This window comes from uncultured Mailhella sp., from assembly GCF_944324615.1.
Taxonomy (GTDB): domain Bacteria; phylum Desulfobacterota; class Desulfovibrionia; order Desulfovibrionales; family Desulfovibrionaceae; genus Mailhella.
The window spans coordinates 21,318-44,770 of the sequence record NZ_CALUWY010000005.1; the positions used below are offsets into that span (position 1 = coordinate 21,318).

Sequence of the window (23,453 nt, forward strand, 5' to 3'; positions counted from 1 at the left end):
GTTCCGCTCCCCTGCATGCAGAAGACAAGCCGGGCGAGACACCTCTTTTTCTGAGAAGGATACCGATATGTCCATCGACAACATAACCGACATCAAAGGGTTCGATCAGTCGCTGTACGACGATCTGAAGCTCGAATACACCAAGGCCTCCGGAAAGACGGACGAGGATTTTAAAAACCTCGTTCTCAGGCTCTCGGAAGACGGTAAGCTGGACTTCAAGAATGTGGCGGATGAGATCCGAGACATTCTTCCCCCGCCCACCTCATACCCCTCCACCTGCCTCGGTGCCGTCCCCTCCTTCGGCAGCAACTATCTTGCCCTGATCACCGAACTCTCGTCGGAAGAACGCCGTCAGAACGCCGAAATGCGTGCCCTGCAGACGGAAGAAATGGTCGACAAGATACAGGAACAGGCCGACACCATCCGCAACAAGGCCATTACTCAGCTTGTCACCGGCGTGGTCACCGGCACGCTGAGCATAGCCCAGGGTGCGGCCTCCATAGGCATGACGGCCAAGGGCATGGCTGCCGGTGAAAAGGTGAGCGAAAGTGCGTTCCAGAAGTCCATCGACGAATCCACCGGCTTCGGCACCAAGCCCATCCGGGGCGAAGTGGCCATGAACGCCACGCTGGACAAGGCCACTGCCGCCTCCACCCTTGCAAGGCAGCATTCCGACATCATGATGAATGCCCGTGTGCAGTCCTTCAATTCCATCATGAGCGGCTCAAGCGGCATACTCGGCAGCATCGGTCAGTGCGTGGCCACCATGTACGATGCAGAGCTCAAGGAATCCGAAGCGGCCGTGGAGCGCATCCGCGCCCAGCAGCAGCAGCTCGAAAGCCTGGATGAATCCCTGAAGGCGCTCATCCAGAAGGCTCTGAGCAGCCAGGACGCCATACAGCAGAACATGAACCAGACCAGAACGAAGATTCTGGGCTGAACTTCCGGCGGGGCTTCCCCCCGCCGGAAAACGGCATGACACAATACGGCTTGGCCTGCGCGGATATTTGACAGTGCAGGGCAAAAGTCACTAGAGTGGGAAAAATTCAGGAGCTTGTCATGGCATCGCCTCTTCAGCAGACAGCCGATCTCATCACCCGTGCAGCAGGCTGGAAACAGTCCACCCCCGACGCGGAAGGCGTTTTCCGCTTTTCTCTGGAAGACGGACTGGACTTCATGTTGCTTTCCCCGGAAAACAAAACCGGCATACTGCTTGCCTCCCTCGGCAAAACCCCGGACAATGATGATGAGCTCAGGCGCCTTGCCTCCCTTGCCGCAGGCTGTCTGAAAAAGCGCCGTTCCGTGTTCAGTATGGGGGAACACGGCATGGAACTTCATCGCTCCTTCCCCCTTTCCGAAGCATCCGCGAGCTTTCTCGTGCCGGAAGTCCGCGATTTTCTCAATGATCTCGCCTGGTGGAAACGGCAGATTTCCGGGGCGGGAGCATCCGGGGCAAAAAGTGCCTCGCCGTTCAGCTTCCCCTTCAGCAACTGGTTCCCCGGCTGATGGCTTTTCAAGGACAGTGTATGCGGAAAATATTCTCCCCCTTCAACGCCTCATCGTGCGCTCTTCTTTTTCTCCGGCAGGCCCTTGTGGCCTGCCTTTGTCTGTTTGTGCTCACGGTGGGGGCCGCTTCGGCGGCAACATTCCGCCAGCCCTTCTCCTATTATGCCGACAGCCAGGAACTCGGAACCGTCCTCATGAATTTCGCGCGGACCGAGGGCTATGCCGCGTCCATTTCTCCGCATGTCAAGGGAAAGGTCAGCGGCCGCTTCCAGGATGTGGAACCGCTCACCTTTCTTTCCGGGATGCAGAGCGCTTTTGACGTGAACTGGTATATTCTGGGTAAAAGCCTCTACTTCTATCATTCCAGTGAAAGCCGCCGCATCTTTCTTTCCCCGCGCACGGGCACGGCGAAACAGCTTTATGATGCGCTCAGAAAGGCTTCCGTCTTCTCTGCGCAGCTGCCCCCCTCGCTGGACAATGCGGGCGACGTCATTTCCGTGGCCGGGCCCCCGGAATATCTTGCACAGATACAAAGCGCCGTAGCCGCCTTTGAAGCCTCGCAGACGGAACAGATCGTCATGCGGGTTTTTCCTCTTAAACATGCCTGGGCCGAAGACATCACGGTCAGCAGCATGGACAAGACCGTCACCGTGCCCGGCATAGCCACCATTCTGCGCGCCATGGTCATGGGAACGCCCGTATCGGGTACCCGCGTCACGCAGGAAAAGGCCACGGTGGAAAAGCTGGGCGGCAAGGGGCTTTCCGCCCTCGGCAGGGAGGAAAGCACCTCTTCGCAGACGCAGGCTTCCCCCACGCCCGTTTCCACGGGCAGCATCAGCATCATGGCCGATCCGCGCGTCAATGCCGTGCTCGTCAGCGACGCAGCCTACCGCATGCCCTATTACGCACAGGTCATCAAGGATCTGGACAAGCCCGTGGAGCTTGTGGAAATACACGCCGCCATCGTGGATATCGACACCGATTTCAAGCGCGAACTGGGCGTCGCCTTCCAGGGCGCGGGCACCAACAGCGACGGCTGGAGCGGCGGCGGCACCATCACCGGTTCCGCCACCGACGGTACGGGCATGCCCTCCCCCGGATTAATGGACAACGCCGGCATGACGCTTTCCACCATCTATACCCACGGAAGCGATTTCTTCCTTGCCCGCATCCAGGCGCTTGAAGAAAACAACGAGGCCCGTGTGCTGGGTCGTCCTTCGGTGCTCACGGTGGACAACATCCAGGCCACGCTGGAAAACACCACCACCTATTATGTGGAGGTACAGGGCTATCAGGCCGTGGATCTGTACAAGGTGGAAGCCGGTACGGTACTGCGCGTGACCCCCCACATCATACGCGAACACGGGGAAACCTCCATCAAGCTTGCGGTAAGCGTGCAGGACGATCAGGACAACAGTTCGAGCGTCAGCACTTCGGGAGGCGTTCCGCCCATCAAGCAGACGAAGATCAACACCCAGGCCATCGTGAGCGCCGGGCAGAGCCTGCTCATCGGCGGATACTATTATGAACAGAAAGGACAGGATGAAAGCGGCGTTCCCCTGCTCAAGGACATTCCCGTTCTCGGCAACCTGTTCAAGACCAAAGCAAAGCAGAGCAAGCGCATGGAGAGACTCATCCTCATCACGCCGCGCATCGTGGAGCTTACGGGCAACAACGTGCCGAGTCAGGTGAACGATCCTTCCTTCCACCGTACCGCCACACAGGCCGACTATGAGCCGCGCATTCCCGTGCGGAACAAAGGCGCGGGCTGCTCCCGCACGCCCGACGCCGCCACCGCTTCCGGTGCGGAAAGGACGCTGTAGATGGACGGTGTGACGCTCAGAATCTTTTCCGGCCTCCATACCGGTGCGGAAATCGAACTGACGGAAGGGGTCTATGTCATCGGCGCCGATGATTCCTGCGACCTCATTCTCAGCGATTCCTCGCTCTCGGCCCGTCACGCGGCGCTGCATGTGCTCTTCCCTGAAGGAAGTGCCCAGGTCACGGCGGAACCTCTGGACGGAGCCGTCATCCTTTCCGGCGACGCCGTGCCCGGCGAGGAAAGACTCCCCGCCCGCTACCCCTTCATGCTCGGACAGGTCATCTTTGCCTGGACGGAAACGGCCTCCGCAGACGAAGCCGCATGGCAGGAAGTGGAGGAGCAGCTGACCCGCGCCAAAAAAAGCGCGGAGCCGGTGAACGAAGAGGAAAAGGCCGCCGCTCCCATGGCAGCCATGTTGCCGGAAGAAGAGGCTGAAGCCCCGGAACATGCCAACGAAGTAGCCGGTGACGCTCCGCTTCCCGACATGACGGAAGGCGACGCGGCAGAGGCGGGAAAAAAATCTCCGCGGTCCAGAAGAATCTTCAAGGCGGCCGGAACGATTGCGGCCCTCGGTCTGGCGGGACTTTTATGCTTCACCTGGCAGGACGGCACGCAGGAACGCACCCCTGAGCAGACCATGCGCGCCCTGCTGGATGAGGCGGGCTATCAGAAGCTCACGGTAACGGGCGGGAAAGACAGCGTGACCGTCACCGGGCGCATCGCCTCCGACAGAGAGCGCGGACGTCTCCTCCGTCTGGCACAACTTTTGCATTTCCCCGTGTATCTGGATGTGACGGTGAAGTCGGACGCCGCCGATGCGGTGAGGGCTTCCTTCAATGCCCTGGGACTGTTCCCGGAGGTAACGGAGCTGCCGCCGTCCACTCATCCGGGGCTTCTGGTGAAAGGCTACATCAAAAGCGGCGTTCTGGAGGAGCAGGCGCTCACGGAAGCCATCCGCAATGTGCCCGATCTGCAGGCCGGTGCTCAGGGAGGCAGGCCGAAGCTTGCGCTCTTTCAGGATATCCGGCACGAGGAAGACGTGCAGGTCCTGCTGGTTCCGGCCCTTGCCGGAGCGGGTCTCAGTGCGGTAAAAACAGAATATCAGCCCGGGAGAATCCTGCTGCGCGGAGCCTTCACCCCGCAGACGAAGGCGTCGCTGAAAGAAGTGGTCGCCGCCGTTCAGACAAAGCTCGGCGTACCCGCCCCCTTCGACATCATCAACAGCGCCGAAATCCCCGGTCAGACCAAGACCGACAACATCTACACCCGGCAGGAAAACAAGGAAAAGGCTTCCGCTGCAGCACAGCAGAACGACACCGGCTCCTCATCCTTCCAGGTATCCGCTGTTTCCATGGGCCCCATGAAATTCATCACCCTCAAAAACGGCGAGCGTGTGTTCGAGGGCGGCGAACTGCCGGGAGGCTATGTGCTGGAGAAGGTGTCTGTGGATGAACTGACGCTGACCCGCAACAATACCACCACCCTCTACCCTCTGAGAGGTTCTCATGACTGAGTTTGTCTCTGTTCTCGACATTATGGAAAACGCCCCCTACGGAGCGCAGACCGCCGTGCGGGATGAAGTTGCCTCCATGGACGCGGAACTGCGCCGCACCATGGATCAGGGGCTCACTCCCGACGATATGAAGACGGCCCGTGCCGCCCGTGAGGCCGTACAGGCTGCATCTTCCATCCTCAGCAGACTTTTTGCCTGATAAAGGAGCGTATTATGGACTCTGTCAGCGGTTTCAATATCAATCAGATGTTTGAAAACACCCTTCAGGGTGTCAGCACCAAGGGTACGGAACTGAACGCCAGGATGGAAGAGCTCTCTCAGGGCGGAGAACTGAGCAATGAGCAGATGATCACCCTGCAGTTCCAAGTCGGCCAGTACAACACGCTCATGGAAGCGCTTTCCACCGTGACCAAGAGCATGACCGACATGATGAAGAGCCTGGCCCAGCGTTCCAGCTGAGCCGGCAGAGCCGGCCGCACGTTCCGGCTCCGCCTCCCGCGCGCAGTCTTTTCTGAGGAAGGCATGCCGGGCAGGGAATATCTTCCCGCCTCCTTCCTTCCGCGGAAAAAACGGCAGAGCGCCGGGCGCTCTCCCTGTTTCCTTTCCGGAACAAAGCCCTGCGCGCCACGATCCGGCTCACGCCCCGCAGAAACGGCGTATCTTCCCTCCTTTTTCCACCACCCTACGCAGGAGCATTCATGCTTACCGATTCCCAGATAGTCCGCCTGCTCGACATCGCCAATGCCGGCTGCCACAAAGGCATGGTTACGGACGCCCGCACCATTTATGAAGGCATTCTCGCCGTGCGTCCCGGCCATGTCCCCGCGCTCATCGGCCAGGCCCTCAGCCACATCGTCATCGGCGAATACGAACAGGCGGAACAGATACTCCGCAATCAGGTTCTTGCCGATCATCCCGACGATGCCGAAGGCCGGGCCATGCTGGGCCTCTCTCTCTGCCTTGCGGACAAGAAAGAGGAAGCACGGGAAGTCCTTCAGGATCTTGCCGGAGAGGAAAACAACTCCGCCGCCCTTGCCCGGTCTCTTCTGGAACAGATGGATCAGGCATAACACATCCCTTTCCCTCCCGCCCGGATACGGCGGGACTGCTTCCGCGGAAAACGCCTTTCTGTGTGAACTTCAACACACCGGAAAAGGAATGATATGGACATAGGTTCTGCTGCTTCCACATCGAGCCGTCTGCTGGACGCTCTGGAACGCATGGGACTTTCCCAGGGGGAAGGCCTGGTCAGTTCCGGCCCATCTCCCGTGCCCGGGGAACTCGCCCGCATGTTCGAGTCCCTCATGGAGCAGGGACAGACCGACATGCAGGCCGGACAGGCCGACTTTGCAAGGCAGATGTCCCCGGGTACGGAAGCAGTGTCCTCCGTCGGACAGGAGGGGGATCAGGTCCGCGCCGCAGGCATGGAAAGGGTATCGGGCAACGAAGCCGCCCCACCCTCCGGCACGGAGGAAACGCTTCTGAGTCCTTCCGAGCTGTACCGCCTGCAGTTTCAGGTGGGAATGCTCCGCTTTCAGGCCGAAACCGGCTCAAACGTCAAACAGCAGACAACGCAGGGGCTTGATTCTCTGCTCCGCAACCAGTCCTGACAAGGAAACGCCGTCATGCAGTCCTTCCCTTCCGCCCTCTTCCCCGCCTCCGCACTTCGTCGCGCGCTTTGCCTTGTTCTTGTTCTGGCCGCCCTGCTGCTCGGAGCCTGCAAGGCCGAAATCTACCAGGGCCTCAGCGAAACGCAGGCCAACACCATGCTCTCCGTGCTGCTCCGCCATGGCATATCGGCAGAAAAAATCGCGGCGAAAAGCGATTTCAGCATTGCCGTGGAAGAAAAACAGATCGTTCAGGCGCTGGAAATCCTGCGCGAGAACAGTCTCCCGCGTGAAGACTTCAAGAGCCTCGGCGAAGTGTTCGCCGCCCAGGGCATGATTTCCTCCACCACGGAGGAACAGGCGCGCCTCGCCTACGCGCTTTCCCAGGAACTGGCCGACACCTTCTCCCGCATCGACGGCGTGCTCACCGCAAGAGTGCATGTGGTGCTCGGTCAGACCGATCTCGGCACCGGCAACGTCACCCCGCCGAGTGCCGCCGTGTTCCTGCGCCATACGCCGGAATCCCAGGCCACGCGCCTCATTTCCCATATCCGCGAACTGGCCTCCAACGCCGTTCCCGGTCTCATGCAGGACAAGGTTTCCGTCATGCTCGTGCCGGTAAGGGAACAGGTGAGCGTGCCCATGCCGCAGAAGGATGAAACGCAGGACAAGGAAAGAATCTACCTCTTCGCCGGACTCGGCGCGCTGCTTCTTCTGGCCTGCGCCGGTTTCGCCGCGGCGGCAGTACTGTATGTGCGCAGAAACAAGAACAAGGAACAGTAAGCCGGCATCACCATGGATCATCGTTTTCTTGCCGAAACCATCGCGCTCAGGCCCATGCTGTTCCGGGCCATGCTGGAGTTCAACCGGGGCTCGTCCTGTGCCGTGCCCGAGGCTCTGGCCCCCTTCGGCAACAAGGCGGCCCTGCTGTGGAAGACCCCTTCCTTCCGCCGCGCCTGGCCCGTCCGCAGGAAGCAGGATGAAGGATACTGGAACTTTTCCGAAGAGTCTCAGCGCCTTGCCCTCATGGATGCCCACACGCTCGGAAGACTCGGCCTTTTCCTCAGCGCGGCGGCCCATGCCGAAGAGCTTTCCCGCGTGATTCTGGCCTCGCAGGTGCACAGCCTCCGGCAGGAGATAGGCGCCGATGTTTTCCACTATGCCCTGAAGCGCGGCCGTTACCAGATAGGGAGCCTGCGCGCCCTGCTGCTTCCGCCCCCTTCCCTGGGGCCTCTGCCGTGGCGCATCCATGCGCTGGCCGCCGCTTCCCTTGATCTGGTGCGGGCCGACTGGCCGGAACCGCTCCGCAGCCTTGCCGCTCCGCGCTTTCCGGTTGCGGAAGAACCCGCCTTCCGGCCGGAGCTTACGCGGGAACAGCGTATGGCCCTGTGGTTCACCATGAAAAAACTTCTGCTTCGGGAGGTGGCTCCGCAATGGGCACCCTGTTTCGACTGAATACGGATTTCGTAACCCCCGCCGCCGGCACGAAGGTGCTGAAGGCGGAAGAGTACGGCCTTCTTCTGGAAGCGGACAAGCTGCTGGCCGCCGCAAAGGAAAAAGCCGCCGCCATGGAAAAGGCCGCGAACGAAGCCTATGAGCAGAAGCTCGAAGAGGGGTACCGCGAGGGCCTTGAACAGGGCAAGCTGGAACACGCGGAAAAAATGATGGAAACTATCCTCTCTTCCGTGGAGTTCATCGAAGGCATTGAAAACACGCTGGTCAGCGTGGTGAATCAGGCCATCCGCAAAATCATCGGGGAAATGGACGACAAGGAACGCATCGTGAGCATCGTACGCAATGCTCTGAACACGGTGCGCGGTCAGCAGAAGGTGACGGTGCGCGTCTCCCCGGCCGACGAGCAGGCCGTGGCCTCGGCCCTTTCCGCCATGACGGCGGGAAGCGCCGAAAGTTCCTTTCTCACCATCGTGGCGGATGCCCGGCTTCCCCGCGATTCCTGCATTCTGGAAAGCGAGCTCGGCGTGGTGGACGCAGGCCTTGAAACGCAGCTGAAGGCGCTGGAACACGCTTTTCACAGTAAAATCGGCCAGCAGTGACGGGAATGAACCATGGCTTTTGAATATATCGGATCTCTCCTTGAAGAAGCGGTGCAGACCACCACACCCGTGGAGGTGCGCGGCCGCGTGGAACAGGTGGTGGGCACCATCATCCGCGCCGTGGTTCCCGGGGTCAAGGTAGGAGAACTGTGCATACTCCGCAATCCGTGGGAAAACTTCCAGCTCAAGGCGGAGGTGGTGGGCTTCGTGCGCAACGTGGCGCTGCTCTCCCCTCTGGGAAGCTGTCAGGGAGTTTCTCCGGCCACGGAAGTCATTCCCACGGGGGAAATCCTTTCCGTGCCCGTGGGGGAAGAGCTGCTCGGCCGTGTGCTGGACGGTCTGGGCCAGCCCATGGACGGCGGCCCTGCCCTCAAGACCCGCCATCACTACCCCGTATTCGCCGAAGCGCCCAACCCCATGACCAGAAAAATCATCAGCAGGCCCCTTTCTCTCGGTCTGCGTTCTCTGGACGGCATGCTCACCTGCGGCGAGGGGCAGCGCATGGGCATATTCGCCGCCGCAGGCGGCGGCAAATCCACCCTGCTTTCCAGCATCATCAAGGGCTGCACCGCGGAGGTGTGCGTGCTTGCCCTCATCGGTGAACGCGGCAGAGAAGTAAGAGAATTCATCGAGCACGACCTCGGGCCGGAAGGCCGGAAAAAGGCGGTGCTCGTGGTTTCCACCTCCGACCGTTCCTCCATGGAACGCCTGAAGGCCGCCTACACCTCCACGGCCATTGCCGAATATTTCCGGGATCAGGGCAAAAGCGTTCTGCTCATGATGGATTCCGTCACCCGTTTCGGCCGCGCCCAGCGCGAAATCGGCCTTGCCGCCGGCGAACCGCCCACCAGAAGAGGTTTTCCCCCCTCGGTGTTTTCCGAACTGCCCAAGCTCATGGAACGAGCCGGAAACTCCGACAAGGGGTCCATTACCGCGCTGTACACGGTGCTTGTGGAAGGCGACGACATGACCGAACCCATCGCCGACGAAACGCGCTCCATTCTGGACGGGCATATCGTGCTGTCCCGCAAGCTCGCCGCGCGCAACCATTATCCGGCCATAGACGTACAGGCCAGCGTGAGCCGCGTGATGAACGCCATTGTGAGCAAGGAGCACAAAAAGGCCGCGCAGAGACTGCGCCAGATTCTCGCCAAGTTTGCGGAAGTGGAACTTCTGGTGCAGATAGGCGAATATAAAAAAGGCGCGGACAAGGAGGCGGACGACGCCCTTGCCCACATCGACAAGGTCAACGCCTTTCTCAAGCAGGGCCTTGACGAGAAAAGCACCTTCGAGCAGACCCTGGAAGGTCTGTTTGAAGCCGTCCGCTGACCATGGAGCGTTACCCTCTGGAAGCGCTGCTCTCCGTCCGTCACTACCGGGAGGAGGGAGCAAAACGCAGGGTACGGGGCGCGGAAAACGCCCTGCGCGAAGCCGAGGCGGAGATGGAGAAGAAAAAGAAGGAACTGGAGGCCTTCCGCATCTGGCGCGTGGAGGAGGAAGACCGCCGCTACGCCGCCATCATGGGCGTGCCCATGCGCATGGAAAAGCTGGATGCCTTTAAAAACGGCCTTGCCCTGCTCGTTGCACAGGAAAACGACAAGGAACAGGCCGTGGTGCTGGCCGGAAAGGAAGTGGAGCGCAGAAAAGAGGAACTCCTCCATGCTCAGGAGGCCGTGAAGACGGCCCGCAAGAACACTTCCAAGATACAGGCGCACAAGGATATCTGGCAGGAAGAAGCAAAAAAGGAAGCCGAACACAAGGAAGATCTGGAACTGGAGGAATTCCGCCCCATTTCCAGAAAAGGAGCCGAAGCAGAAGGCGAAGACGCCTGAACCTTCCGAAGGAGAAGCCATGAGTACCGATATCAAGATTTTCCAGTCCTTTTCCTCCGAGGGAAAAGAATACGGCCATACGGAGGGCCTCTCCTCCGCCCCCGACGACAAGCTCTCCTCCCTGTTCCGGAAAGCCATGGAAGAAAAGCCCGAACACCACGATCTGGAAAGCGGCGGCACCAAAAAAGACAAGTGGGAACAGCTGAAGGAAAGCACGGGCGAAGGCTCCCAGAATGCCGCCTCCGCCATGGGCGGCATGACCAGCCCGCTGGACAGTCTCTTTTCCGGCCGCATGGAGCAGACGGCCGCCCCCGCAGAAGCCGCAATGGATCCTCAGGATCTGGAAAAGCTGGTGGACCGCATTCTTGTCTCCTCCCCGGAAAAGGGCGGCCATGAAGTGCGGCTCTCCCTGGGAGGCAACAACCTGCAGGGCACGGAAATCGTGCTTCAGCGCAGTGTGGACGGCAGCCTTTCCGTGGCGGTCAAATGTTCCGACCCCTCGTCGTTTCAGACGCTTGTTGCCGCGCAGACCTCCCTCAAGTCCGAACTGGAACGGATGGAAAAGGCCGAAGTCCGCGTGGAGGTAAGCCATCAGACCGACAGGGAAGACAACGACGCAAACCGCAGGTCGCGCGGCTACATGGCGGAAGACGAGAACCATTTCTAAACACGGGTCAGCATCATGGCGGAATACACCTATTACCCCACCTACAAAGCCCCTCTTCTCTCCCCGGAAAAGGCCTTTGTCCAGAATACGCTCAGTCTGCGGCCCTGCCCGTGGAATACGGTGTTCGGCGCGGGCGGACTCAGCCTCCGTCCCCTGCCCGAGGCGCCTGAATTTTCTCCGGCCTGCATCCTTGATGTGGAAATGGACGGCACCTTCTGGCAGGCGGAGCTGAACGACAGTTCCCTGCTTCTGCGCCATCCGGTGTTTTCGGACACAGGCGAAGAAGGCCCTGCCGACATCGACGAGCGCACCCTGCCCGAGGAAGTGCGCCGCGCTCTTCTGGAATCGCTGCTGGAGGGAGCCCTCTCCAGCCTGCGCGACGTACTGGCAAAGCCCGTTGTGGTGACCCGTGTGCGTTTTTCTTCGGAAGGAGCGGAAAAAACAGCCTTTTCCCTGGGCTTTCAGGCCACGCTCTCCCCGAGCAACGGCCTGCCGGAACAGACGCTCTTTCTGCGCCTTTCCCCCAGAAAGGCGGAAGATACCACCTCGCTCGTCCAGACACTGCGCACTCTGCCCCAGAGACAGAGCGGCCCTCTGAGCGAAACGCTGAAAGCTGTTCCCCTTGAAGTCGTTCTGGAATCGGGCTATCTTCTTCTGAAGCCCGAAGAGATCGCGGGGCTCGGCGTGGAAGACGTACTGCTGCCCGAGGTCTGGACGGCCCCGGAAACGCTGACGCTGCGCATTCCCTGCGGTGCAGGACGCGCCTTTTCCGCCACCTGTGCCGCGGCAGACGGCAACGTCACCCTCACCTCACCCCTATCCGAAGAAGCGGAACCTTCCATGGACAGCTCCCTGCAAAACGATATCGACATCCGCCTGAGCTTTGAACTTGACCGCAGGCTCATCACCGTGGGTGAACTTGAAGCGCTCACACCGGGCTATACCTTCTCGCTCAACTGCGATGCGCAGTCCCCCGTCACCATACGCGCCAACGGCAAGGCCATAGCCCGGGGGCGTCTTGTGGATATGAACGGCGTTCTCGGCGTACAGATCGCCGAAACGCTGTAAGCCCCGGAGCCTTTCCATGGGCGACATCAATCCGCTGTATCTCATGGCGGGCCTGTCCATACTCGGACTGGCCCCCTTTTTCCTTATGATGGTGACCTCCTACGTCAAGATCGTGGTGGTCACTTCCCTGGTGCGCAACGCCCTCGGCGTGCAGCAGGTTCCTCCCGCCATGGTCATGAACGGACTCGCCATCATTCTCAGCGTGTTCATCATGGCCCCCGTGGCCATGGATACGGCGGACATCGTCAAGAACATCACCGTTCCGCAGAATCCCGGCTTTGCGGACGTGTTCAACGTGGCCGAACAGGCCTCTCCGCCGCTCAGGCGCTTTCTTACCGCCAATTCCGACGAAAAAGTCACCAACATGTTCATGGGCACGGCCAAGCGCATCTGGCCCAAGGAACGCCACAACATGATCAGCAAGGACAACCTGCTCATCATGATCCCCGCGTTCACCATTTCCGAGCTCACCAAGGCCTTTCAGATAGGCTTCGTGCTGTACCTTGCCTTCATCGCCATCGACCTCATCATTTCCAACATCCTGCTCGCCATGGGCATGATGATGGTTTCCCCCACCACCATTTCCCTGCCTTTCAAGCTGCTGCTGTTCGTCACGCTGGACGGCTGGCTGAAAATCAGTCAGGGTCTTATGCTCAGCTATCAGTAATTACGGAGGATTCCCGTGCAGATTGATACCTTTGTTCAGGACGGTGTGACCGTCTCCAAAATTTCGGGCCGCATGGACGCCACCACGGTCGCCCAGTTCAACGAGGAATGCCAGAAACTGCTTGCCGCAGGCGCCGGGCGCATCATCGTCGACCTTGAAGGGCTGGAATACATAAGCTCCGCCGGACTGCGCGGCATTCTCACCATGGGCAAGGCCTGCAAAAGCGCGGGGACCGTGCTGGCCTTCTGCTCCATGCAGGCCATGGTCGCGGACATGTTCAAGCTTTCCGGCTTCACCTCCATCCTCAAGGTCTACCCCAGCCTCAACGAGGCCCTTGCGGGAATGCGCTGATTCCCGGAGCCGCCGACACTGAAACGTAGCTCTGTGCCCTCCCCCGGGAAGGACAGAATTTTCCGCTTTCGCTCGTCATACCCGCATACCGCAGGAGGCCGCCATGCCGCAGCTTCATGTTCCGGCGCGACTGGAACAGCTTGCCGCCGTCAACAGCTTTCTTAAAGACAATATACCGGAAAAGTTTCTGCCTCTGCTCCTCAATCTGGAACTGGTGACGGAAGAACTTCTGGTCAACGTGTTCAGTTACGCCTATCCCGAAGGCGTCACGGGCAATGCGGAAATCGCGCTGAAGGAAATTTTCTTCGACGGAAGGGAAATGCTCTGCTTTTCCGTAAAGGACGCAGGCGAGCCCTTCAATCCCTTTGCCGAGGCGGCCACGCCGGATCTTTCCCTTGATACGGAAAGCCGTCCCATCGGGGGGCTGGGCATCTACCTCATCCGCAGCGTCACCACCCATCAGGCCTATTCCCGCGAAGAAGGCCTGAACTGCATCGACGTCTACTTCGCCCTGCCGGAAGAGGAATAACCGTGCCTGAAAAAAACGGACTGAGAACAACACGCCGCACGGGCATGCTCCGGAGCATTCTGCTTCCGCTATGGACCCTTGCGCTTTTTCTTGTTCCCTCAGGCCTTCAGGCGGGCGTCATACTTTCGGAAGAAGTGAGCGTTACGGAAACCAGCCTGCTGGAACGAAAACATACGCAGGAATTTCTCATCGACAGCATGGATGTTTCCAGCCTGTCGCCCTCGGCCCGTCTTCTGGCCCTGCCCCGGCCCATGGTGACGCCGGAACTGGCCGGAGCCATGAGCTCGGGCAGGATCCATACCGCTCCGGAAGAATGGCGGCGCATCATAGAAAAGGCGGCAAAGGCCTACAACCTTCCGACCTCGCTCATTGCTGCGGTGATACGGACGGAATCGGCCTTCCAGGCCCACGCCGTCTCCCCCAAGGGGGCGCGCGGCGCCATGCAGATCATGCCCGAGACGCAGAAGGAACTGGGGCTGGAAGATCCCTATGACGCCGAAGCCAACGTCATGGCCGGCAGCGCCTACCTCCGCCGTCAGCTCGACCGCTTCGGTTCCCTTGATCTGGCTCTTGCGGCGTACAACGCCGGTCCGGCCAACGTCATCAAATACGGCGGCGTCCCACCCTTTCCTGAAACACAGGCCTACCTGCGGCAGGTAACGCGTCATCAGCAGGAGGAAAACGCCGCCTCAACGCGACGGGAAGACAGCCATGAATAAACTCCTCACCACCCTCATTGCCGCAAGCCTTGCGGCGCTTCTTCTGGCAGTCGGCTGCGGAGCATGGCTGTTCTGGCAGTCCTGGGAGGAAGGCAGACGCCTGGAACGGGAAAACCGTGAACTTCTGGCCTCTCTGGAAGCCTCCCGCATCCGTCTGGACAACTTCTGCGAGTATCCCATGGATGCCCTCTGCGATGTGGACGGCAACCGGGGTACGGTCAGCGAGGCCATGAGCAGCCTGCCGGAACCTCCGGCCGTGCCTTCCGCCCCGCAGGCTGCTCCGGTGGAAAAAAAGGCCGTGCCGGAGGAGAAGGCCCCCGCCCCCGCTCTTTCGGAAAAGTCGGAAAAGAAGGAAGACGCACCGGAAGGCAGCCATGTGTTTTCCGGAAAAATTTCGGATAAGGGACCGGTGCGGAAGGCAGAAGAAAAAAAGCCGGACGCAGGGAAGGCAGAGGTGCAGAAGGAAAAGGTGCAGAACACTCCCGCTTCCGCCGCAGCGGCAGCGCCGAAGGAAAAAGCGCACCCGGCAGGCTCCGGTGATTCCCCCGAAGTACAGAGCGCGCCCGCCCGGGAGCATGCGGCAAAGGCCTCCTCCCCGGAAAAGGCAGAGGCTTCTCTGCCCTTGAAGCAGAATTCCCCGCCTGCCGAAGCGGCAGCCATTGCGCCTGAAAAGAAAAAAGAAAGCGCCGATCCGAAAAAGGCGCCGAAAAAAACCTGGAGCTCGGTGACCCGGAACGCAGACAGTCTGATCTTCCGCCTTGCCGGAGCCGGCGACAGCCTGAAGGCGCAGGGAGAGCTGCGGGAAACGCCGCTCTGCTACGAAGTCACTCTGGAAGGCTCCTGGAAAATCAATTCCCGGGTGGTGAAAACCCGGCTGGTGGAAGACATGAAAACGGAATTCCGCCAGGGAAACACCATCATCATCTTCTCCCTTGCCCAAAAGCCCGCACATTGCGCGGTGGAACGGGAAGATGCGCGTACCATTTCCGTACGCATACGGTAACGCCCTCTGCCCGGATACGGCGCCTTCCGGGCGCAAGCCATGCCTTTCTCCCCGGACAAAGGCCGCGTAAGGCGTGCTTTCTGAAAAAATCGGCCGTGTTCAGGCAGAGCACGGTTCTCCCGCACGCCCCGGAAAGACTGAAGCCCCGGCAGAGGAGAAACGCCGCCCCCTCTCCCCTGAAAAGGCAAAAACGCTTCCCCGCCTCCCGGAACAGCACGGCAAACTCCACTTCCGGAATATGCCGGAACATACGGCCTTGCGCCCTTCGGCCGTGCTTTTAAGATACACGGCATCCTTTTCGCGGCGGATCTGCCGGAAAACGATTTTTTGCCGGGAACGTTCAGGCTTCTTCTCGGGCCAGCACGATGGCCTCGCCGAGAATGAACATGACCTGCGCCGTGGCCTGCAGGAAAAGCATGGCCTCTTCCGGCTGCCTGTCCTTGACCGCACCGCTCATGGCGGCAAGGGCCATGATGCTCCAGCTGCCCTTGATGCAGGCCGCGAGGCGGTCGCCTTCCGGACTTCCTCCGGGAATGCCCGCAAGTTCCAGCGCCGTGTCGTCCAGATATTTCATGCCGCGTTCCCGGGACAGCAGCACGAAAAGGTTGCTTCTGAGCAGCTCTTCCCCTACGGCGTTCCACAGATGGGCGGCCGCCGCCCCCGCAAAACAGCAGGAACCCAGCACGGCCAGAGGCTCCACATGATCGTACAGGGAATGGTATTCCCTGACGCAGTGCTCAAAAAAGGAACGCACAAAACCGGACAGTTCGGGAATACTGCGCACGGAATCCTTCAAAAAGCCCGTTTTCACGGCCTCCTGCGCAAGAATATTCTGAAGCCCGTTCCTGTATTCCGCAACCGCTTTAAGAATTTCTCTGTCCTTGTCGCCTTCCATGTACGGCCTCCTCTTCCATGAGTCTTTGCAGGCAAGGAAAACTAGCAGCAAGCCGGGAGCATTTCAAGAGCGCCGACTCCCGGTTTCCGGCACAAGGAGGCGGGCCGCCCGGCCATGCGGATGTTCTCAGGCGGAGAGCGGCGTATCCGCTGCCGCTCTCCCTATTCCACAAAGCGGGCGTCACGCTTGGCAGGCAGGGAAAAAAACGCTAGTACAGTGCTGCCGGGCAAGCCTCTGCGCACGGAATGCGCCGCTTCTTTTCCGATGGTCACGGCAGCGCCTGCCCTCTGCGGCGGCTGAACTTCTGCGCGTATGCCGGGCGACGTGCTTCCCCCTGTGCACAAAAACGCTCTCTCTGCCCGGATACGCCTTTTTCCGGCAAACCTGGGCCCGCCCTTCGGCGGGACCTGCAATCTGCGAGGTTTCTATGAAAATTTTTCATTTCTTCGGTGATTCCGTCACCCTCGGCGTGAACGACGCCCCCGCCGGGGGCTGGGTGGCAAGGCTGGCCGGCAAGGCGGCTGCCGCCGGTCTGCAGGTGCCGCCGGACACCTTTTACAACATGGGCGTCCGCAGGCACTCCAGCGCCATGATCCGGGAACGCTGGGAAAGGGAATTTCAGGCCCGGACCATAGAGGGCGTCCCCTCCTTCCTTCTCTTCTGCTTCGGCACGGTGGATATGGCTGCGCCCAGGGGGTCCGTCAACATTCCTGTGGGAGAATCCGCCGCCAATGCCCGCGACATTCTGCAGAAGGCGAAGGAATACGGTGCCGTGGCCATGATAAGCGCCCCTCCCGTGAAGGACAGGGAACACTGTGCACGCCTTGAAAGCCTCTGCACGGCCTATGCCTCCGTGTGCGCGGCCGTGGATGTGCCCTTCATCGACATCTTCCACCCCCTTCTGGAAGCAGGTTATGTCGACGATCTTTCCGACGGGGTGCACCCCGGTGCGGCAGGCAACGAAATGATCGCCGACGCCCTCATGCAGGCCGCTCCCCTGAAGGACTGGTTCCGTAAGAACGAAAATTAATGCTTGACAGAACAGGCTGCTGCCTATAGATTGCAACACGTCGAGCAAACGACACGTCACCATCGTCTATCCGGTTAGGACAGAGGCCTCTCAAGCCTCCAAGACGGGTTCAAATCCCGTTGGTGACACCAGAGAATACAAAAAGAAGGCTTTTCGATGCCAACCCATCGAAAAGCCTTCTTTTTTATCTTTTATGCGATTCCATGCGGCCCCGGTACCCTTTGCTCAGACCACAAATAAGGGTACCGTCAGGGGTACAGAACCTGCTGTCAACAACATCCGTAACGTATCTATGAAATCTGGCTCCCGTTGCCGGCACCGGAGCAGAAAAAGGCCTCATGAGGAAACATCCTTATGAGGCCTTCCTGCTGTATGTCGTTTTCCCCGCCTCTGCAGAGACAGGGCGCACATCCGGCCGGTTCCGCCCCGGAGAGGATAAGCCCGGGCGCTCAACAATGGAACGCAGGCACGGCAGAGCTGAAAAAAGCATCAGCCTGCGCAGCCTGAACATACCGGGCATCCCGCTGTTTCCGCCTCCTTCTGCCGGAAAGCCAGGCTTTCTTCCCCCTCAAAAAGCCTGTGCTGCGAACCTGCGCCCCGGTTCACGGGCTTTTTTGCCTCAGTATGCCTTCTATACGGCATACCCGGGATGAGGCGGGACGGAATGTTCCCCGGGCTTGCAAAAAAATGTTTCCTCTCTGCCGGGAAAACTTGTCTGCCCGGCGCTCCACCCTTTCCTGAGCGGAGAGCGCAAAAAAAACGGCACGACCCGAAAGCCGTGCCGTCACAGGCATACTGCTCTGCCGAAAGCCTCTGCTTCCGGCACAAACGCTGTCCTAGAAGGGAATATCGTCCATGGTGCTCGCTTCCGAGGGGAAGGCGGGGCCCAGGTCTTCGTAGCTGTCCTGCTGGGGAGCCTGGCGACGCTGAGGCGCGGGGCGGGAAGCCTGCGCCGGACGGGGCGCGGCCTGGCGGGGAGCATAGCCGTCGCCGTCCATGGGAGCGGAAGCGTTGCGGCGATCCAGGAACTGCACGCGGTCGGCGCGGATTTCCGTGGTGTAACGGTCCTGCCCGTTCTGATCCTGCCACTTGCGGGTGGAAAGCTTGCCTTCCACATAAACAAGGCTGCCCTTGCGCAGGTACTGATTGCAGTTTTCCGCCGCACGCTGGAACACCACGATGCGATGCCATTCCGTGCGCTCCACGCGGTTGCCGTCCTTATCGGTATATGATTCATCCGTGGCGACGCGCAGGGTGGTCACCGGGGAACCGCTCTGGGTATAGCGCAGTTCGGGGTCGGCCCCAAGGTGGCCGATGATCATGACTTTATTCAGCATGGAAAAGAATCCTTCTTGCTCCAAAGGGTGAAAACGGGGGAGGCACTGCGGCTCTCATACGAGGTCAACATAGACCGAATGCCCATGGAACACAAGAAAAAACCTGCCGGAGCCTCCCTCCGCCCGGGTCCCTTCCATGCGCGGCACTCCTCTGCAACGCCCTCCTTCTGTCCGTTTCTTTTTTCCGCGCTCTTTTCCGGCCGGGGCCGGGGAGCGCCTCTGCTGCATACAATTTTACATAATTGTCACTCTTTCCTCGCACAAAAACAGCGGGAAAACTTGCCGGATACACAAATTCCCCCATTCCGGGACTTGACGAGTACGCCGTACAATGCCAGAATTTTCCGAAAGTGTATCTCGCCGCAGGGTCACCCCGGCGGAAACGAAGGCTCCCGACCACAAGGCCGGTCCCTATACACGCAATCTCGTGTACGCTGTCAGGAGATGTGTACCATGGAAAAGAAGAATCTGGATTGGGCAAATCTGAGCTTTAGCTACATGAAGACCGACAAGCGCTTCGTGTCCAACTACAAGGACGGGGCCTGGGATGACGGTCTGCTTACCGATGACGACAAGGTCGTCATTACCGAGTGCGCCGGCGTACTCCAGTATTCCCAGTCCTGCTTTGAAGGCCTGAAGGCCTACACCACCGAAGACGGTCATGTGGTCTGCTTCCGTCCCGACCTCAACGGTCAGCGCATGGAAGATTCCTGCCGCCGCCTGGAAATGCCGGTTTATCCCACCGAACGTTTTGTGAACGCCGTGGTGGAAACCGTGAAGGCCAACCTCGCCTGGGTGCCTCCCTACGGTTCCGGCGCGACCCTGTACATCCGCCCCTACATGTTCGCCAGCTCCGCCGTCATCGGTGTGAAGCCCGCTGAAGAATATCAGTTCCGCATTCTCGTCACCCCCGTGGGCCCCTACTTCAAGGGCGGCGCCAAGCCCATCGTCATCCGCGTGAGTGATTTCGACCGCGCCGCGCCCCATGGCACCGGCCACATCAAGGCCGGTCTGAACTATGCCATGAGCCTGCATGCCATCATGGACGCTCATCGTCAGGGCTATGCGGAAAACATGTACCTCGATCCTGCGACCCGTACCAAGGTTGAGGAAACCGGCGGTGCAAACTTCATCTTCATCACCAGGGACGGCAAGCTCGTCACTCCCAAGAGTGCCAGCATTCTGCCTTCCATCACCCGTCGTTCCCTCCTCTATGTGGCTCAGCACTACCTGGGCATGGAAGTGGAAGAACGCGAAGTGCCCCTGGCCGAAGTGCCTTCCTTCGCGGAAGTGGGTCTGTGCGGCACCGCCGCCGTCATCTCGCCCGTGGGCAAGATCGTGGACCACGACAAGGAAATCATCGTGCCTTCCGGCATGGACAACATGGGCCCCGTGCTCAGCAAGCTGTATGACACGCTCACCGGCATACAGATGGGCCGCATCGAAGCCCCCGAAGGCTGGATCAAGCGCATTGCCTGATCTTCCGGCATAACGGCGCGGCGCCCGGCGGGCCCGCGCGTGCCGTGCTGAACCGGCTTCATCCGCCAGCCGCAACAGGAAAGGCCCCCCGCTTATGCGGGAGGCCTTTTTTGTTCTTCACGGTACGGGGGATTCCGCCGCCCGGCCTTCCCATGGCCGCAGAGGCGGAACACCGTATGCAAAGGAAGAGGCCGTCCTCTCTGCCGGAAGAGGGCCTCTTCCCGGCATGCGCAGTTTCCTGCACGGCGGAGGCAGACGCGCGTCGACGCGGGCGGAAGAACACGCCGCCCGACGGAATCTTCAGACCCGGTTAATATTCGCAGAAAAATTCCAGGCTTTCCCCGGCAGGGCCGGTGCAGAAGCCGTTGCGCAGGCGGAAAGACTTCGTCGGTCTCCCGCCGCCGCAGGTCTCTTCCTCGGCCTGCACGCTGTCCGCCGGGCGGGAAAGGGTGCAGCCTGCGGCTATGCAGCGTTCCAGCATGGCGTCCACCTCTTCAGGGCGTTCCACCTGAAGCGCGATATGGGAAAACACGCCCGTACCCGTGCCTTCCGCACCGAAAACGATTTCCAGAATGCTGTTGCCGAAATCCAGCATGGTGATATGTCTCGCCCCTCTGGACCAGGTACGCAAAAGCGGCAGGCCGATGACATCCTTGTAAAACGCCACCGTCCTGTCATACGTTTCCCTGTCCTGAATGGCCATGGCCACATGATGCAGCCTTCCGCATCCGCTCATACCAACCTCCCGCTCCTTCCGAAGCTGATCGAATTTTTCCCGGCTTCCGACGGGCAGCCGCCGGAACCGCGCCGCTTCCGCATGTGGCCGCGCCCTGCGGCAACGGCCGGACATGCGAAGAGAAGTTTTTCCTTTTTCTGAATACACGCCGCGCGGCACGCCATGCCGCAACGCTGCGGCAAGCCTTTAATGCCTTCGGGGGCCTCAGGTATCCTTTCCGCACGGCATGGAACAGAACGCATGCGCAGGATCATGCCTTCCGCTCCCGTGCCTCATCCCTGCACGAAGGTGCAGAACAAAAAAGGCCGCGAAAAGTTCAGCTCCGCCCTTCCATGACGTTGCGGAAGGAATTTTTCTGATAAAATTCATCTACATACGGGAACTGTTCCTTCATGATCTCCACGCGGCGCGGCAGATAGGCGCTGTAACTCTGGCGGGTGATGATTTCCGCCACAGGCTCGGCCAGAAGACGGCTCTTCTGCTCAAGTTCAAGGGCCTTTTCCAGCGTGACGGCGGAACGGGAGCTGTTTTCCATTTCATGCCAGTCAGTTGCGGCAAGGTGCAGCGTCCTGCACATGACCTGCAGGGAATACAGATTCCCGTACACGTCAATATCCCTGTCATCCTGAAGGATGAACAGGCGCGAATCAGCCCAGTTTTCCCAGGTGCGGCAGAAATACTCCACGGAATCGCGCAGCTGTTCCGGGGAGGAAATGCCGCTCATCACGCTCATCACCCCTTTTTCTATGGTGATGCGCGCCGCGTCCACATAGCTTTTTTCCCAGTCCTGCCCCTGCGTCGGCATCGTTTTCTCAAAACCCGCCACCGGGAGGGGAGCTGCACCGGAAGAGGCGGCCGGGCACAGCAGGCAGACCAGAACAAGACAGGAGACGAAAAGTTTCTTCATAAAAATCCGGTACCGGCAAAAAGCTCATGGTTAAGAATCACCATGGGCCGGACATCGCCCCTCCCGGCGGATACGCCGCGCCGCTCTCGCAAGGAGCGGAATCCCCGGTCCATGAAAGCGCCGCGCCCCGGAGAAGAGAAGTTTCAACCCATGAGGAACGTTAATAAAAGGTGTTTTTTTATAGCGTAAATCAACGGCAACGACAAGACGCGGAAAAAAGCCGCCCTGTTCATGCCCGGACCGGGGATGTGCTTCAGCAGGGCAAAGTTTCCCTGAAAACCGTGCCTTCGCCCCGGCAGACAGCGGCCCCCGCAGGCTCCGGCCTCTCCGGCAGGAACCGTCCCGCCCCTCATCCACAGGGGCATGCCGGGGTATGTTCTGGAATACCTTTTTCTGAAACGCTGTCGGAAAAGCCCCCGGCGGGCCTGCATACCGATGATGGAAGCCGGTATTGTTCCGCCCCGCCGGGCAGAGGCAGGAAGAAAAGAGCGTTTTCTCCCCCCCCCGCCCTTCTTCTGCAGGAGGGAAAAATATCACCCCCCGAAACATCCCATGAAAACAGCAGAAAACGTATGTTTTCCCGCCCTGTGTCCGCTTGACAGCACCTTGTCAGGTGACTTTAATGACACCCGCCTGAAAAGCTGGCGATACGACCATAAAAAGGATATCTCATGCGCTTTTCTTCTTTGAAATACCTTGTTCCGGTCCTTCTGATACTGCCCCTTTCCGCATGTTCACAGGCTGTTTCCCGGCAGAACTCTCCCTCTCCCACCGACAGCAGGATGGAAGCTCCCCTCGACGGCGACGCGCTCTTTGCGTCCTCTTCGTGGCAGGAAAACTGGAAGCAGCTTGCCGCAAAGCTCCGGCACGACGGACTGGACGCCGCCTTTACCGACGAGCTGTTCGCCCGCCTCGACATGCCGCCCTCCCCCATACCCATGGGCGTCAAGGTGCGGGAACTTTATACCAACGCCTTCATTCCCCGGCCCAAGGCCCGGCCGGCCCGGAGCTTTGAAACAAAACTCGGCATTCCCGGTCCGTGGTTCAAGGGCGTCGTCACCACCAGAAATGCAAAGCTCTGCCGGGAATTCATAAACAAGCACGCCGTGGCCTTTGCCAGAGCGGAACTCAATTACGGCGTGCCCTCGGAAGTGGCGGCGGCGCTGCTTTTTGTGGAAACAAGGCTCGGCGGCTACCTCGGCAAGCACAACGCCTTTTACATGCTGGCCAGCATGTCGGTGACCAGAGACCCCTCGGCCATTCCCGAATACATGAAAAAGCTCCCGGGATCGGAGCAGCATATTCCGTGGATACGCCAGAAGATGGCCGTCAAGGCCGACTGGGCCTACAAGGAACTGAAGGCCCTGCTTTCCTACTGCCATGCCAACCACATCGACCCGTTCAAGGTCAAGGGTTCCGTGTACGGGGCCATAGGCCTGTGCCAGTTCATGCCCACCAACATTCCCCGCTACGGGGTGGACGGCAACGGCGACGGTATCATCGACCTTTTCTGCGTGGACGACGCCGTATCGAGCCTGAGCAACTACCTGCGCCGGAACGGCTGGAAAAAGGGCCTGAGCGTACAGCGGCAGACCAGAGTACTGCGTACCTACAACGCCATGGACATTTATGCCCACACCATTCTTGCCCTGGCAAAAACCATACGTCAGCTCCCGTAAGCTTTCAGCGCATGAAAAAAGCCGCCGGAATATCCTTCCGGCGGCTTTTTTC

The 23,453-nt window shown here is 59.9% G+C and carries 27 protein-coding genes and 1 tRNA gene; 24 read left to right on the top strand and 4 right to left on the bottom strand.

The features are described from left to right. Window positions 1–67 precede the first annotated feature (67 nt). The 20 genes from sctB (at window position 68) to Q0K07_RS02325 (ending at window position 15,338) form a co-directional block, all read left to right on the top strand. Complete coding sequence (gene sctB / locus Q0K07_RS02230) at window positions 68–940, top strand: type III secretion system translocon subunit SctB (RefSeq protein WP_294555818.1); 873 nt, start codon at window positions 68–70, stop codon at window positions 938–940. A gap of 119 nt (window positions 941–1,059) precedes the next feature. After that, complete coding sequence (locus Q0K07_RS02235; RefSeq protein ID WP_294555820.1) at window positions 1,060–1,506, top strand: hypothetical protein; 447 nt, start codon at window positions 1,060–1,062, stop codon at window positions 1,504–1,506. Window positions 1,507–1,526: 20 nt separating this feature from the next. Then, window positions 1,527–3,329 (top strand): type III secretion system outer membrane ring subunit SctC, encoded by a 1,803-nt coding sequence (gene sctC / locus Q0K07_RS02240; protein ID WP_294555822.1) that lies wholly within the window; start codon window positions 1,527–1,529, stop codon window positions 3,327–3,329. Then, window positions 3,330–4,841: a type III secretion system inner membrane ring subunit SctD gene (sctD, locus tag Q0K07_RS02245; RefSeq protein WP_294555824.1), complete on the top strand. Its 1,512-nt coding sequence runs from the start codon at window positions 3,330–3,332 to the stop codon at window positions 4,839–4,841. Next, window positions 4,834–5,040 carry a hypothetical protein gene (locus Q0K07_RS02250; protein ID WP_294555826.1) on the top strand — a complete coding sequence of 69 codons (207 nt, stop codon included), beginning with the start codon at window positions 4,834–4,836 and terminating at the stop codon, window positions 5,038–5,040. The genes sctD and Q0K07_RS02250 overlap by 8 nt, the downstream gene beginning before the upstream one ends. A gap of 14 nt (window positions 5,041–5,054) precedes the next feature. Continuing rightward, window positions 5,055–5,300, top strand: a complete 246-nt coding sequence (locus tag Q0K07_RS02255; RefSeq protein WP_294555829.1) for an EscF/YscF/HrpA family type III secretion system needle major subunit — start codon at window positions 5,055–5,057, stop codon at window positions 5,298–5,300. Between the two features lie 239 nt (window positions 5,301–5,539). After that, window positions 5,540–5,911, top strand: a complete 372-nt coding sequence (locus Q0K07_RS02260; protein ID WP_294555831.1) for a tetratricopeptide repeat protein — start codon at window positions 5,540–5,542, stop codon at window positions 5,909–5,911. A gap of 93 nt (window positions 5,912–6,004) precedes the next feature. Next, complete coding sequence (locus Q0K07_RS02265) at window positions 6,005–6,451, top strand: hypothetical protein (RefSeq protein ID WP_294555833.1); 447 nt, start codon at window positions 6,005–6,007, stop codon at window positions 6,449–6,451. 15 nt (window positions 6,452–6,466) lie between these two features. Then, window positions 6,467–7,231: a type III secretion system inner membrane ring lipoprotein SctJ gene (gene sctJ, locus Q0K07_RS02270; protein WP_294555836.1), complete on the top strand. Its 765-nt coding sequence runs from the start codon at window positions 6,467–6,469 to the stop codon at window positions 7,229–7,231. Between the two features lie 12 nt (window positions 7,232–7,243). Beyond that, the gene (locus tag Q0K07_RS02275; protein WP_294555838.1) at window positions 7,244–7,903 is read left to right on the top strand and encodes a hypothetical protein; all 660 of its coding nucleotides are present in this window, start codon (window positions 7,244–7,246) and stop codon (window positions 7,901–7,903) included. Continuing rightward, window positions 7,882–8,502, top strand: a complete 621-nt coding sequence (locus Q0K07_RS02280) for an HrpE/YscL family type III secretion apparatus protein (protein WP_294555841.1) — start codon at window positions 7,882–7,884, stop codon at window positions 8,500–8,502. The genes Q0K07_RS02275 and Q0K07_RS02280 overlap by 22 nt, the downstream gene beginning before the upstream one ends. Before the next feature lie 12 nt (window positions 8,503–8,514). Beyond that, complete coding sequence (gene sctN / locus Q0K07_RS02285; RefSeq protein ID WP_294555843.1) at window positions 8,515–9,831, top strand: type III secretion system ATPase SctN; 1,317 nt, start codon at window positions 8,515–8,517, stop codon at window positions 9,829–9,831. 2 nt (window positions 9,832–9,833) lie between these two features. Further along, window positions 9,834–10,334, top strand: a complete 501-nt coding sequence (locus Q0K07_RS02290) for a YscO family type III secretion system apparatus protein (protein ID WP_294555845.1) — start codon at window positions 9,834–9,836, stop codon at window positions 10,332–10,334. A gap of 19 nt (window positions 10,335–10,353) precedes the next feature. Further along, on the top strand, window positions 10,354–11,001 hold the full coding sequence (locus Q0K07_RS02295; RefSeq protein WP_294555847.1) for a type III secretion protein: 648 nt from the start codon (window positions 10,354–10,356) through the stop codon (window positions 10,999–11,001). Window positions 11,002–11,016: 15 nt separating this feature from the next. Then, a complete protein-coding gene (gene sctQ, locus Q0K07_RS02300; RefSeq protein ID WP_294555849.1) occupies window positions 11,017–12,069 on the top strand; it encodes a type III secretion system cytoplasmic ring protein SctQ in 1,053 nt (350 codons plus the stop codon). 16 nt (window positions 12,070–12,085) lie between these two features. Beyond that, window positions 12,086–12,736, top strand: coding sequence for a type III secretion system export apparatus subunit SctR (gene sctR / locus Q0K07_RS02305; protein ID WP_294555852.1), 651 nt, complete (start codon window positions 12,086–12,088; stop codon window positions 12,734–12,736). A 15-nt stretch (window positions 12,737–12,751) separates the two neighbouring features. Next, entirely contained in the window at window positions 12,752–13,087 is a 336-nt protein-coding gene (locus Q0K07_RS02310) for an STAS domain-containing protein (RefSeq protein WP_294555854.1), read from the top strand. A gap of 103 nt (window positions 13,088–13,190) precedes the next feature. After that, a complete protein-coding gene (locus Q0K07_RS02315; RefSeq protein ID WP_294555856.1) occupies window positions 13,191–13,616 on the top strand; it encodes an ATP-binding protein in 426 nt (141 codons plus the stop codon). A gap of 2 nt (window positions 13,617–13,618) precedes the next feature. Further along, a complete protein-coding gene (locus Q0K07_RS02320) occupies window positions 13,619–14,335 on the top strand; it encodes a lytic transglycosylase domain-containing protein (protein WP_294555858.1) in 717 nt (238 codons plus the stop codon). Continuing rightward, the gene (locus Q0K07_RS02325; RefSeq protein WP_294555860.1) at window positions 14,328–15,338 is read left to right on the top strand and encodes a hypothetical protein; all 1,011 of its coding nucleotides are present in this window, start codon (window positions 14,328–14,330) and stop codon (window positions 15,336–15,338) included. The genes Q0K07_RS02320 and Q0K07_RS02325 overlap by 8 nt, the downstream gene beginning before the upstream one ends. Window positions 15,339–15,678: 340 nt before the next feature. On the opposite strand, the gene Q0K07_RS02330 is transcribed toward Q0K07_RS02325, so the two are convergent. Beyond that, on the bottom strand, window positions 15,679–16,233 hold the full coding sequence (locus Q0K07_RS02330; RefSeq protein ID WP_294555862.1) for a hypothetical protein: 555 nt from the start codon (window positions 16,231–16,233) through the stop codon (window positions 15,679–15,681). 427 nt (window positions 16,234–16,660) lie between these two features. Here Q0K07_RS02330 and Q0K07_RS02335 point away from each other — a divergent pair, with 427 nt between their 5' ends. Both Q0K07_RS02335 and Q0K07_RS02340 read left to right on the top strand, forming a co-directional pair. After that, window positions 16,661–17,263: a GDSL-type esterase/lipase family protein gene (locus tag Q0K07_RS02335; protein ID WP_294555864.1), complete on the top strand. Its 603-nt coding sequence runs from the start codon at window positions 16,661–16,663 to the stop codon at window positions 17,261–17,263. Between the two features lie 55 nt (window positions 17,264–17,318). After that, window positions 17,319–17,394, top strand: a tRNA-Glu gene (locus Q0K07_RS02340). A gap of 705 nt (window positions 17,395–18,099) precedes the next feature. On the opposite strand, the gene Q0K07_RS02345 is transcribed toward Q0K07_RS02340, so the two are convergent. Continuing rightward, on the bottom strand, window positions 18,100–18,600 hold the full coding sequence (locus Q0K07_RS02345; RefSeq protein WP_294555866.1) for a single-stranded DNA-binding protein: 501 nt from the start codon (window positions 18,598–18,600) through the stop codon (window positions 18,100–18,102). 444 nt (window positions 18,601–19,044) lie between these two features. Here Q0K07_RS02345 and Q0K07_RS02350 point away from each other — a divergent pair, with 444 nt between their 5' ends. Continuing rightward, the gene (locus tag Q0K07_RS02350) at window positions 19,045–20,079 is read left to right on the top strand and encodes a branched-chain amino acid aminotransferase (RefSeq protein ID WP_294555869.1); all 1,035 of its coding nucleotides are present in this window, start codon (window positions 19,045–19,047) and stop codon (window positions 20,077–20,079) included. Between the two features lie 310 nt (window positions 20,080–20,389). On the opposite strand, the gene Q0K07_RS02355 is transcribed toward Q0K07_RS02350, so the two are convergent. Together Q0K07_RS02355 and Q0K07_RS02360 are read right to left on the bottom strand one after the other, a co-directional pair. Next, a complete protein-coding gene (locus tag Q0K07_RS02355; protein ID WP_294555872.1) occupies window positions 20,390–20,815 on the bottom strand; it encodes a VOC family protein in 426 nt (141 codons plus the stop codon). A 316-nt stretch (window positions 20,816–21,131) separates the two neighbouring features. Further along, on the bottom strand, window positions 21,132–21,722 hold the full coding sequence (locus Q0K07_RS02360; protein WP_294555874.1) for a hypothetical protein: 591 nt from the start codon (window positions 21,720–21,722) through the stop codon (window positions 21,132–21,134). Window positions 21,723–22,393: 671 nt separating this feature from the next. Between Q0K07_RS02360 and Q0K07_RS02365 the strand changes: the two genes are divergently transcribed. Then, on the top strand, window positions 22,394–23,401 hold the full coding sequence (locus Q0K07_RS02365) for a lytic murein transglycosylase (RefSeq protein WP_294555878.1): 1,008 nt from the start codon (window positions 22,394–22,396) through the stop codon (window positions 23,399–23,401). The last annotated feature ends 52 nt before the right edge of the window (window positions 23,402–23,453 follow it).

Coding starts and splice junctions, on each gene's coding strand:
- Q0K07_RS02275 (WP_294555838.1), top strand. CDS start 7,244: ATGGATCATCGTTTTCTTGCCGAAACCATCGCGCTCAGGCCCATGCTG.
- sctC (WP_294555822.1), top strand. CDS start 1,527: ATGCGGAAAATATTCTCCCCCTTCAACGCCTCATCGTGCGCTCTTCTT.
- Q0K07_RS02325 (WP_294555860.1), top strand. CDS start 14,328: ATGAATAAACTCCTCACCACCCTCATTGCCGCAAGCCTTGCGGCGCTT.
- Q0K07_RS02235 (WP_294555820.1), top strand. CDS start 1,060: ATGGCATCGCCTCTTCAGCAGACAGCCGATCTCATCACCCGTGCAGCA.
- sctB (WP_294555818.1), top strand. CDS start 68: ATGTCCATCGACAACATAACCGACATCAAAGGGTTCGATCAGTCGCTG.
- Q0K07_RS02265 (WP_294555833.1), top strand. CDS start 6,005: ATGGACATAGGTTCTGCTGCTTCCACATCGAGCCGTCTGCTGGACGCT.
- sctD (WP_294555824.1), top strand. CDS start 3,330: ATGGACGGTGTGACGCTCAGAATCTTTTCCGGCCTCCATACCGGTGCG.
- Q0K07_RS02255 (WP_294555829.1), top strand. CDS start 5,055: ATGGACTCTGTCAGCGGTTTCAATATCAATCAGATGTTTGAAAACACC.
- Q0K07_RS02345 (WP_294555866.1), bottom strand. CDS start 18,600: ATGCTGAATAAAGTCATGATCATCGGCCACCTTGGGGCCGACCCCGAA.
- Q0K07_RS02295 (WP_294555847.1), top strand. CDS start 10,354: ATGAGTACCGATATCAAGATTTTCCAGTCCTTTTCCTCCGAGGGAAAA.
- Q0K07_RS02365 (WP_294555878.1), top strand. CDS start 22,394: ATGCGCTTTTCTTCTTTGAAATACCTTGTTCCGGTCCTTCTGATACTG.
- Q0K07_RS02260 (WP_294555831.1), top strand. CDS start 5,540: ATGCTTACCGATTCCCAGATAGTCCGCCTGCTCGACATCGCCAATGCC.
- Q0K07_RS02315 (WP_294555856.1), top strand. CDS start 13,191: ATGCCGCAGCTTCATGTTCCGGCGCGACTGGAACAGCTTGCCGCCGTC.
- sctJ (WP_294555836.1), top strand. CDS start 6,467: ATGCAGTCCTTCCCTTCCGCCCTCTTCCCCGCCTCCGCACTTCGTCGC.
- Q0K07_RS02355 (WP_294555872.1), bottom strand. CDS start 20,815: ATGAGCGGATGCGGAAGGCTGCATCATGTGGCCATGGCCATTCAGGAC.
- Q0K07_RS02335 (WP_294555864.1), top strand. CDS start 16,661: ATGAAAATTTTTCATTTCTTCGGTGATTCCGTCACCCTCGGCGTGAAC.
- Q0K07_RS02290 (WP_294555845.1), top strand. CDS start 9,834: ATGGAGCGTTACCCTCTGGAAGCGCTGCTCTCCGTCCGTCACTACCGG.
- Q0K07_RS02350 (WP_294555869.1), top strand. CDS start 19,045: ATGTGTACCATGGAAAAGAAGAATCTGGATTGGGCAAATCTGAGCTTT.
- Q0K07_RS02250 (WP_294555826.1), top strand. CDS start 4,834: ATGACTGAGTTTGTCTCTGTTCTCGACATTATGGAAAACGCCCCCTAC.
- sctQ (WP_294555849.1), top strand. CDS start 11,017: ATGGCGGAATACACCTATTACCCCACCTACAAAGCCCCTCTTCTCTCC.
- Q0K07_RS02330 (WP_294555862.1), bottom strand. CDS start 16,233: ATGGAAGGCGACAAGGACAGAGAAATTCTTAAAGCGGTTGCGGAATAC.
- sctN (WP_294555843.1), top strand. CDS start 8,515: ATGGCTTTTGAATATATCGGATCTCTCCTTGAAGAAGCGGTGCAGACC.
- sctR (WP_294555852.1), top strand. CDS start 12,086: ATGGGCGACATCAATCCGCTGTATCTCATGGCGGGCCTGTCCATACTC.
- Q0K07_RS02360 (WP_294555874.1), bottom strand. CDS start 21,722: ATGAAGAAACTTTTCGTCTCCTGTCTTGTTCTGGTCTGCCTGCTGTGC.
- Q0K07_RS02280 (WP_294555841.1), top strand. CDS start 7,882: ATGGGCACCCTGTTTCGACTGAATACGGATTTCGTAACCCCCGCCGCC.